Origin of the sequence: Streptomyces poriferorum (assembly GCF_019399235.1) — a bacterium.
Taxonomy (GTDB): Bacteria; Actinomycetota; Actinomycetes; order Streptomycetales; family Streptomycetaceae; genus Streptomyces; species Streptomyces poriferorum.
In genome coordinates, this window is record NZ_JAELVH010000372.1 from 1 (window position 1) to 9,102 (window position 9,102).

9 protein-coding genes are annotated in these 9,102 nt (G+C 70.8%); 7 read left to right on the plus strand and 2 right to left on the minus strand.

The genetic code is table 11. The features are described 5' to 3' along the window. Positions 1 to 134: 134 nt before the first annotated feature. From JGS39_RS36035 to JGS39_RS36050, 4 genes are read left to right on the plus strand one after another with little or no spacing between them, the layout of a single operon-like run. Positions 135 to 1,070 carry an ABC transporter ATP-binding protein gene (locus JGS39_RS36035; protein WP_219573977.1) on the plus strand — a complete coding sequence of 312 codons (936 nt, stop codon included), beginning with the start codon at positions 135 to 137 and terminating at the stop codon, positions 1,068 to 1,070. Further along, positions 1,067 to 1,807: an ABC transporter permease gene (locus JGS39_RS36040; RefSeq protein ID WP_219573978.1), complete on the plus strand. Its 741-nt coding sequence runs from the start codon at positions 1,067 to 1,069 to the stop codon at positions 1,805 to 1,807. The genes JGS39_RS36035 and JGS39_RS36040 overlap by 4 nt, the downstream gene beginning before the upstream one ends. Further along, positions 1,804 to 2,982: a sensor histidine kinase gene (locus JGS39_RS36045; protein WP_219573979.1), complete on the plus strand. Its 1,179-nt coding sequence runs from the start codon at positions 1,804 to 1,806 to the stop codon at positions 2,980 to 2,982. The genes JGS39_RS36040 and JGS39_RS36045 overlap by 4 nt, the downstream gene beginning before the upstream one ends. After that, a complete protein-coding gene (locus tag JGS39_RS36050) occupies positions 2,979 to 3,590 on the plus strand; it encodes a response regulator transcription factor (protein ID WP_219573980.1) in 612 nt (203 codons plus the stop codon). The genes JGS39_RS36045 and JGS39_RS36050 overlap by 4 nt, the downstream gene beginning before the upstream one ends. A 78-nt stretch (positions 3,591 to 3,668) precedes the next feature. Here the strand turns inward: JGS39_RS36050 and JGS39_RS36055 are convergent, their stop codons facing one another. Then, positions 3,669 to 4,355, minus strand: coding sequence for a response regulator (locus tag JGS39_RS36055; RefSeq protein WP_219573981.1), 687 nt, complete (start codon positions 4,353 to 4,355; stop codon positions 3,669 to 3,671). Then, entirely contained in the window at positions 4,352 to 5,581 is a 1,230-nt protein-coding gene (locus JGS39_RS36060; protein WP_219573982.1) for a sensor histidine kinase, read from the minus strand. The genes JGS39_RS36055 and JGS39_RS36060 overlap by 4 nt, the downstream gene beginning before the upstream one ends. Positions 5,582 to 5,713: 132 nt before the next feature. Here JGS39_RS36060 and JGS39_RS36065 point away from each other — a divergent pair, with 132 nt between their 5' ends. The 3 genes from JGS39_RS36065 (at position 5,714) to JGS39_RS36075 (ending at position 9,036) form a co-directional block, all read left to right on the plus strand. Next, the gene (locus tag JGS39_RS36065; RefSeq protein ID WP_219573983.1) at positions 5,714 to 6,622 is read left to right on the plus strand and encodes an ABC transporter ATP-binding protein; all 909 of its coding nucleotides are present in this window, start codon (positions 5,714 to 5,716) and stop codon (positions 6,620 to 6,622) included. Further along, positions 6,619 to 7,476, plus strand: a complete 858-nt coding sequence (locus tag JGS39_RS36070) for an ABC transporter permease subunit (protein ID WP_219573984.1) — start codon at positions 6,619 to 6,621, stop codon at positions 7,474 to 7,476. The genes JGS39_RS36065 and JGS39_RS36070 overlap by 4 nt, the downstream gene beginning before the upstream one ends. 183 nt (positions 7,477 to 7,659) lie before the next feature. Next, positions 7,660 to 9,036 (plus strand): alpha-amylase, encoded by a 1,377-nt coding sequence (locus tag JGS39_RS36075; protein WP_219573985.1) that lies wholly within the window; start codon positions 7,660 to 7,662, stop codon positions 9,034 to 9,036. Positions 9,037 to 9,102 lie beyond the last annotated feature (66 nt).

Consider the following 9,102-nt stretch of genomic DNA (forward strand, 5'->3'; position numbering starts at 1 on the left):
GACGGTGCGGGGCCCCGGGCGGTGGCGTATCCGCCCGGCCCCGCACCGTCACACGTACGGCATGACATCTGTCATCCCGGATCCACGACCCGTGACCCTGCCGGGCGCACCCCCGCCTGAGCCAGGCTGGACGCATGACAACGACAGCCCCCGAAGCCACCGCGGCCAAGACCGCCGTGGTCAGCTTCGACCAGGTCAGCAAGGCCTACGGAGACGTACGCGCCGTCGACGGGCTCACCCTCGACCTGCACCCCGGCGAGACCGTGGCGCTCCTCGGCCCCAACGGCGCCGGCAAGTCCTCCACCCTCGATCTCCTCCTCGGCCTGCGCACCGCCGACTCCGGGACGGTCCGCCTCTTCGGTACGACCCCGCAGGCGGCCATCGCCGCCGGCCGGGTCGGCGCCATGCTGCAGTCGGGCGGCCTCATGGAGGACGTCACGGTCGGCGAACTGGTGGGGCTCGTCTGTGATCTGCACCCCAGGCCCTACCCGGTGAGCGAGGTGCTGGCCCGGGCCGGCATCGCGCCGATCGCCGGCCGTCTGGTCAACAAGCTCTCCGGCGGCCAGGAACAGCGCGTACGGTTCGCGCTCGCCACCGCCGGGGCCAACGACCTCATCGTGCTCGACGAGCCGACCACCGGCATGGACGTCACCGCACGCCAGGCCTTCTGGGCCACCATGCGCGAGCAGGCCGACCAGGGCCGTACCGTGCTGTTCGCCACCCACTACCTCGAAGAGGCCGACGCGATCGCCGACCGTGTGCTGGTCCTGCACAAGGGCCGGATCCTCGCCGACGGCACCGCCGCCGAGATCAAGGCCCGGGCCGGGGCCCGCCGGATCTCCTTCGAGCTCGAGGGCGCGATCGACGAAGAGGCCCTGCTCGCCCTGCCGTTCCTCTCCACGCTCGACATCACCGGCCACCGCGTCCGCATCCAGTCGCACAACGCCGACGCGACCGTGCACGCCGTCTACGGCCTCGGCCTCTACCCGCGCGAGCTCGAAGTCGCCGGACTCGGCCTGGAGCAGGCCTTCGTCGCCATCACCGAGGCCGAGGAGGCCAGGACCGCATGAACACTCTGATCAGGCTCGAAGTGACCCGCACCCTGCGGAACAAGAAGTTCATGTTCTTCTCGGTCATCTACCCGTCAGTGATCTACCTGCTGATCTCCGGCACCCAGAACACCACCGACAAGGTGCCGCACACCGATCTGACCTTGCAGTCCTTCTTCATGGTCTCCATGGCCTCCTTCGGCGCGCTGACCGCCGTCCTGATGGGCAACAGCGAACGCATCGCCAAGGAGCGCGAGAAGGGCTGGGTCCGCCAGCTGAGGCTGACCGCACTGCCCAGCCGCGGTTACGTCCTGGCCAAGATCGCCAGCGCCGCCATGGTCACCCTGCCCTGCATCGTGGTCGTCTTCCTCGTCGCGGCCTGTGCCAAGCACGTACGGTTCGACCTCTGGCAGTGGTTCGCCCTCACCGGCGTCATCTGGGCCGGTTCGCTGGTCTTCGCCGCGCTCGGCGTGGCCATCGGCTACCTCGCCAGCGGCGACGCGGTCCGCCCGATCACGATGATCATCTACTTCGTCCTCTCCATCCTCGGCGGTCTGTGGATGCCGAGCGCGACCTTCCCGCAGTGGATCCAGAACATCTCCGAGTGGCTGCCCACCCACGCGTACGCTGCACTCGGCCAGGCCGTCGAGATGGGCGGCGCGCCGCACGCCAAGGACGTCGCCATCCTCTGTGCCTACTTCCTGCTCTTCGCGGGCGGCGCCGCCTGGCTCTACCGGAAGGACACCCTGAAGGCATGAACGAGGACGAGACGTCCGTGGGTATCGGGCGCCCGCCCACGAACACGAGGCAGGCCGGGACGAAGCTCCTGTGGATCGGTATCTGGCTCGCCTTCATGAGCGCCCCGGTCAAGGACCTCGCCGACGGCAACCACACACCGTGGGCGACCGCGCTCGGCACCCTCGGTCTGCTGGTCTTCGTCGGCAGCTATCTCGTCCTGGTCTTCCGCCACACCTCGAAGGCGCTGGACCCCTTCCGGGTCCGCGCCGCCCTCGCCTTCCTCGGCGCCCTCGCCGTCCTGCTCTCCCTGACGTTCGGCGCGCCCTGGCTCGTGCTGTTCGTGTACGTGTCGGTGTCCGTCGGCGCCACCCTGCCGATGCGGACGGCCCGTTGGCTGATCCCCGCCGTCACCCTCGTCCTGGTGGCCATCGGCCTGACCGGCGACCACCCCCGCGAGATCATCACCGCCCTGGTCTTCCCCGCGCTCCTCGGCGGCTTCGCGATGTCCGGCGTACGGCAGATGATCCGCACCACGATCCAGCTCCGCGAGGCCCGCGCCACCGTCGCCCAGCTCGCCGCGAACGAGGAGCGGCTGCGCCTGGCCCGTGATCTGCACGATCTGCTCGGACACTCCCTCTCCCTGATCACGCTCAAGAGCGAACTGGCCGGACGGATGCTCCCCGGCAACCCGGAACAGGCGGCCGCGCAGGTCGCCGACATCGAACAGGTCAGCCGCCAGGCCCTCGTGGACGTACGCAGCGCCGTCACCGGCTACCGCAGACCGACCCTCCCCGGCGAACTGGCCGGGGCGAGGACCGCCCTGGCCGCCGCCGGGGTCGCCGCCGACATTCCTGCCGAAGCCCCCGAGGACCTCCCGGAGAAGGCGGAGGAGGTACTCGCCTGGGCCCTGCGGGAAGCCGTCACCAACGTCGTACGCCACAGTGACGCGGGCCGCTGCACGGTCACCCTCGCCCCGCGCCAGACCCTCGACGGACGGGTCCTCGAACTCACCGTCGCAGACAACGGCCGCGGCGCCTCCGGCACGACGCGGGGCAACGGCCTCACGGGCATGGCCGAGCGCCTCGCCACGGTCGACGGGACGCTCACCACCCGGGCCACCGACTCCCGTTCGGGCAAAGGCTTCACCACGGTCCTCAGCGTTCCTCTCGAATCCGGCCTAGGATCCGGGGAATGAGCATGATCAGACTTCTCCTCGCCGAGGACCAGTCCATGGTGCGCGAGGCCCTCGCGGCACTCCTCGGCCTGGAACCCGACATCGAGGTGGTCGTCCAGGTCGCCCGCGGCGACGAGGTACTGGCCGCGGCCAGGGAACACGATGTCGATGTGGCCCTCCTCGACATCGAGATGCCCGGCATGACGGGCATCGAGGCGACGGCGGAACTGCGCCGTGACCTCCCCGGCGTCAAGGTCGTCGTCGTGACCACCTTCGGCCGCCCCGGATATCTGCGCCGGGCCATGGAATCGGGCGCGGACGCCTTCCTGGTGAAGGACGCACCCGCATCCCAACTCGCGGAAGCGGTACGCAAGGTGCTCGCCGGGGAACGCGTCATCGACCCCACGCTCGCGGCCGCCGCCCTCGCAGACGGCGCCAGCCCGCTGACCGAACGCGAACGCGACGTGCTGCGCACCGCCGCGGACGGCTCGACCAACGCGGAGATCGCCGGGGTGCTGCACCTGTCGCAGGGCACGGTCCGCAACTACCTCTCCATGGCGATCCAGAAGATGGCGGCGCGCAACCGCGCGGAGGCGGTCCGGATGGCACGCGAGAAGGGCTGGCTGTAGGGTCCGGGCCGGCTGTAGGGTCCGGGCCGGCTGTAGGGTCCGGGCCGGCTGGTAGGCCCGCTCCGGGTGGCCACCTCCTTACCGGGCCGCCGACACCAGTCCCGCCTCGTACGCGATGATGACGAGCTGGACCCGGTCCCGGGCGTCGAGCTTGGCGAGCAGCCGGGTCAGATACGTCTTGGCCGTGGCGACGCTGATGAACAGCCGCTCCGCGATCTCCGCGTTGGACAATCCGCTGCCCACCAGGACGAGCACCTCGCGCTCCCGGTCGGTGATCGTGGTGAGCGGGCGGCGCGGAGGCGACGGGGCAGCCGGGCGGCCCGCGAACTCCTTGATCAGCCGCCGGGTGACGCCCGGCGCGATCAGCGCGTCCCCGGCCGCCACCACCCGGACCGCTGCCAGGATGTCCTCCAGAGCCATGTCCTTGACCAGGAAGCCGGCCGCGCCCGCGCGCAGGGCGCCGTACACGTACTCGTCGTCGTCGAATGTCGTCAGGACCACCACATGAGCGGTGGCAGGGCCCGCGGCGATCCGTTCGGTGGCCTCGATGCCGTTGAGGCCCGGCATCCGGATGTCCATCACGACGACATCGGGGGCCAGTTCGGCGGTCAGCCGTACCGCCTCCTCGCCCGTGCCCGCCTCTCCGACGACGTCCAGGTCGGTGGTCTCGGCCATGACCATGCGCAGCGCGGTGCGCACCAGCGGCTGGTCGTCGGCGAGCAGGACGCGGACCGGCCCGGGGGGCCGGGAGCTCTCGTCGCTCATGCCTCGTCTCCCATCAACGGCGTGGCGGGCACCGGCAGCCGGGCCGTCACCCGGAAGCCACCCGCCGGGTGCGGGGCGGCGGTGAACTCGCCGTGCAGCAGGGCGACCCGCTCCCGCATGCCGATCAGGCCGAACCCCGGCCGGGAGGCGAGGCCCGCGCCCCGGCCGCGGTCGGCGACCTCGATGGCGAGCGCCTCGGAGCCGTACACGATCGACACCCGGCAGGAACCGGTCGCGGCGTGACGGACGACATTGGTCACCGACTCCTGGATGATGCGGAACGCCGACAGATCGATGTCCGGCGGCAACGGCCGGGGCTCGCCCCGCAGGTCCACGTCCACCCGGACGCCGGCGGCGGTCGTGGCCCGCGCCAGCCGCTCCACATCGGCCAGGCCCTCCGCCGGGCGCAGCGCCGCCGCGCCCCGATCCGCGCCCTCGTGAGCCGGGTCCGCCTGACGCAGCGCAACGAGCATCCTGCGCAGCCCCGACAGCGTCTCCCGGCCCGCCGTCTCCACCGCACTCATCGCCTCGCGCGCGGCGTCCGGCCGCGTGTGCACGACCCGGGCCGCCGCACCCGCCTGGAGGGCGATGATGCCGAGGCTGTGCGCGACCGTGTCGTGCATCTCGCGGGCGATCCGCAACCGTTCCTCGACCAGGGCCTGTTCGGCCGCCCGCGCGGCGAGACTCTCGCCGTGCCGACGGGTCTCGTACGCCGAGCCGCCCACCAGCCAGGCGACGACCGCGGTGAGCGCGACGACCAGCTCCGACGATGTGCCGACGACCCACCCGGCGAGCAGCCGGACGGCCAGGAAGCCGGTGAGGGTGCCGAGCGCCATGAGGAGGGCGAAGAAGGCGATCCGGCGCGACCGGGTGGCGGCTATGAAGTACAGGGCCACATCGGCTGCCAGGAACTGGGCGAGCGGTATCTCTCCCACGCTCAGCGGGAACGTGGCGAGCGTGGCCGCGCTCAGCACCAGCGCCAGGGCCTTCAGCGGACGCCGCTCCAGCAAGAAGCAGCCGGCCGCTGCCATGGCCGCGGCGAGCATCTGCATCAGCAGACCGTCCCACCGGTAGAGCAGCATTCCGGTCCGGACGGACGGCTCGTTCTCGCCGGGCAGCCGCACCCGCACGAGGAAGGTGAGCAGTATGCCCGCGTACCAGCCCATGCCTACCCACCAGCCAGGCGGCACGCGCTTGAGACGAGGCAGAGAGGGGGAGTGGGACATGCGCCGATCGTAGCCAGCGCACCACGGACCGGCATCGGACCACGGTCGTACAACCGGGGTCGACACCGGCCTGGACAGGTGTCACCGCTGGTCCGACGACGAACGGTGGGTGCGGAAAGGACAGTTGACGGTGTGATCGAAGTCAACGGACTGACCAAGCGATACGGCACCGCCACCGCCGTCAAGGACCTCACCTTCACCGTACGGCCGGGCGAGGTAACCGGCTTCCTCGGACCCAACGGGGCCGGCAAGACCACCACGCTGCGCATGCTGCTGGGGCTCGTCGAGCCGACCGCCGGGACGGCCACCCTCCAGGGCCGGCCGTTCCGCGAGCACCCGCGCGGACTGCGGCACGTCGGCGCCCTCCTGGACGCGGGCGACGTGCACGGCGGCCGCACCGCCCGTGCCCATCTCGCGATGCTGGCCCGCAGCAACAGCATCCCGCGCTCCCGGGTGGACCAACTGCTCCAGGACGTGGGCCTCGCCGGGGCGGCCCGTCGGCGCGTCGGCGGCTTCTCCCTCGGGATGCGCCAGCGCCTCGGCATAGCCACCGCGCTGCTCGGCGACCCGCCGGTGCTGCTCTTCGACGAACCGCTCAACGGCCTGGACCCGGAAGGTGTGCTGTGGGTGCGTGGACTGTTCCGCAGGCTCGCCGCCGAGGGGCGCACCGTGTTCGTCTCCAGCCACCTGATGACGGAGATGGAGCACACCGCCGACCGGCTCGTCGTGATCGGCCGGGGCGAACTCATCGCGGCCGAGAGCCTGACCGCGTTCGCCGCCCGGAGCACCCGCCTCAGTGTGACCGTAGGTACGCCCGACCCCGCAGCGCTGGCCCCGCTGCTCACCGCGGAGGGCGCCGAGGTGGTCCGGGACGGTGACCGCCTCACGGTCACCGGGCTCACCGCCGCCCGCATCGGTGAGCTGGCCCTGGACCACCACGTGCTGCTCCATGAGCTCACCACGCTCGGAGCCTCGTTGGAAGAGGCGTTCATGGAACTCACCGCGGACAGCGTCGAATACCTCGCAGGAGACCCCCGATGACCACAGCGCAAGCCATGACCGCGCCACCCGCCCGCATGACCGACGACGAACCCCGCGCCCGCTTCCGCGACCTGCTCGCCGCGGAATGGCTCAAGACGTGGTCGCTGCGCTCCACCTCCTGGATGTACGCGATCACCGCACTGGCGGTCATCGGCTTCAACGCAGGCACGGCGTACGACCACTACAAGTACTGGTACCAGTACGACGACCGCGGCCGCGCGTCCTTCGTCGCCAACGGCTCGCCCCTCATGGACGCCTTCACCGGGAACGCCGCCATGGTGCTGGTGCTGGCCGTTGCCGCCATCGGTGCCGTATCGATCACCGGCGAGTACGGCACCGGCCTGATCCGTACCACGTTCACCGCTGTCCCGGCCCGTCGCTCCGTGATGGCCGCCAAGGCCCTCGTGCTCACCGCCGTCACCACCCTCTTCGGCGCACTCGTCGCCCTGGCATCCTTCGTGTCGACGCAGGCGATCCTCTCCGGCCGGGACGCCTCGGTGACCCTCGGCCACCCCGGCGCCCTGCGCCTCGTCGTGGCTTCCGCGCTGCTCGCCCCGGTGGCCGCGCTCGCGGGCCTCGCGATCGGCGCGGTGATACGCCACACCGGAGGGGCCGTCATCGGATGCGTGGTCGTACTGCTCCTGCTGCCGATGGTTCTCAGCGACCGCCGGCATCTCACGGCGGTGCTCCAGCACACGTTGCCCTTCAGTGCGTGGGAGCGGCTGTCGGCCTCGGATCTCCATGCGCCCGTGCTCTACCCGTGGACGGTCTCCGGAGCCTGGACGGTCTATGTCGCCTGGGCCCTGCTGGCGGGTGTGGTCGCGACGGTGGCGGTGCACCGCCGGGACCAGTGACCTCCTGCCCAACTCGACTACCCTGCAATGTTTTTCAGAAACATGCTGGAAATTCTTGCGACACCTCTTGACGTGTTCACCGCCGTGACGGCAGGCTCCCGAGCACCCCAACGTGGCCAGGCGCGTGGCCACCCACACCGGGTACGGACCCCACTTCCGTCCCCGCGAACGAAGGAGCCGCAATTGAGTTCCCGCGTCGCTCGCGCGACACTGGCCGGCCTGCTCGCAGCCGCCGGTATCACCGTCCTCGCTCCCTGGACCTCCCAGGCGACCCCACCGGGCGAGAAGACCGTCACCGCCACACTGTTCGAGTGGAAGTACGACGCGGTGGCCCAGGCCTGTACGGACTCTCTGGGTCCGGCCGGCTACGGCTACGTGGAGGTCTCGCCCGCCTCCGAACACATTCAGGGCGACCAGTGGTGGACCTCGTACCAGCCCGTCAGCTACAGGATCGCCGGGCGCCTCGGTGACCGCGAAGCCTTCGCCTCGATGGTGGAGAGCTGTCACTCCGCCGGGGTGAAGGTCGTGGCTGACGCCGTCATCAACCACATGTCGTCCGGCTCCGGTACGGGCACCGGTGGCACGGCGTACGCGAAGTACGACTACCCCGGGTACTTCCAGGACCAGGACTTCCACGGCTGCCGCAAGGACATCAGCAACTACGGCGACCGCAACGACGTCCAGACCTGCGAACTGGTCGGCCTGGCGGACCTCGACACGGGCAGCGACGCCGTCCGTACGACGATCGCCGCGTACCTCTCCGATCTGCGCGGTCTCGGGGTCGACGGATTCCGTATCGACGCCGCCAAGCACATGTCCGCCGATGACGTCGCCGCGATCAAGGGAAAGATGGCCGACCCGGGCTTCTGGGTCACCGAGGTCATCCACGGCGGCGGCGAGGCGGTCCAGCCCGACGAGTACACGGGCGTGGGCGATGTCGACGAGTTCCGCTACGGCGGCCACCTCAAGAGCGCCTTCCAGGGCGGTGGCCTCGCAGGTCTGAAGAACGTCGCCGACGGCAAACTGGCGAGCGGGAGCGCCCGCACGTTCGTCGACAACTGGGACACCGAGCGCAACGGCTCGACGCTGACGTACAAGGACGGCGCGGCCTACACCCTGGCCAACGTCTTCATGCTCGCTTCGCCCTACGGCTCCCCGAACGTCTACTCCGGCTACGAGTGGTCGGACAAGGACGCGGGCCCGCCGAACGGCGGCGCGGCTGCCTGCGGCAGCGGTGGCTGGACGTGTACGCACGCTCAGACGGCGATCACCGGCATGGTCGGCTTCCACAACGCCGCGGCGGGCGCGGAGTTGACCGACTGGTGGGACAACGGCTCGTCGGCGATCGCCTTCGGCCGCGGCGACAAGGGCTTCGTGGCCATCAACAACGGTGACGGCGAGCTTCGGCAGACGTTCGCCACGTCCCTCCCGGCGGGCACGTACTGCAACGTGGCGCAGGCCTCTCCGGACGCCTGCGACGGCAACACGGTGCAGGTCGGCGACGACGGCACGGTCTCGGCGACCGTTCCGGCGAAGGGTGCGCTGGCACTGCACGGCTGATACCCGCAGCGGGGGAGCGCCACCGGGCACCGGAGACGCTCCCCTTGGGGCCTGGGGCCTGGGGCC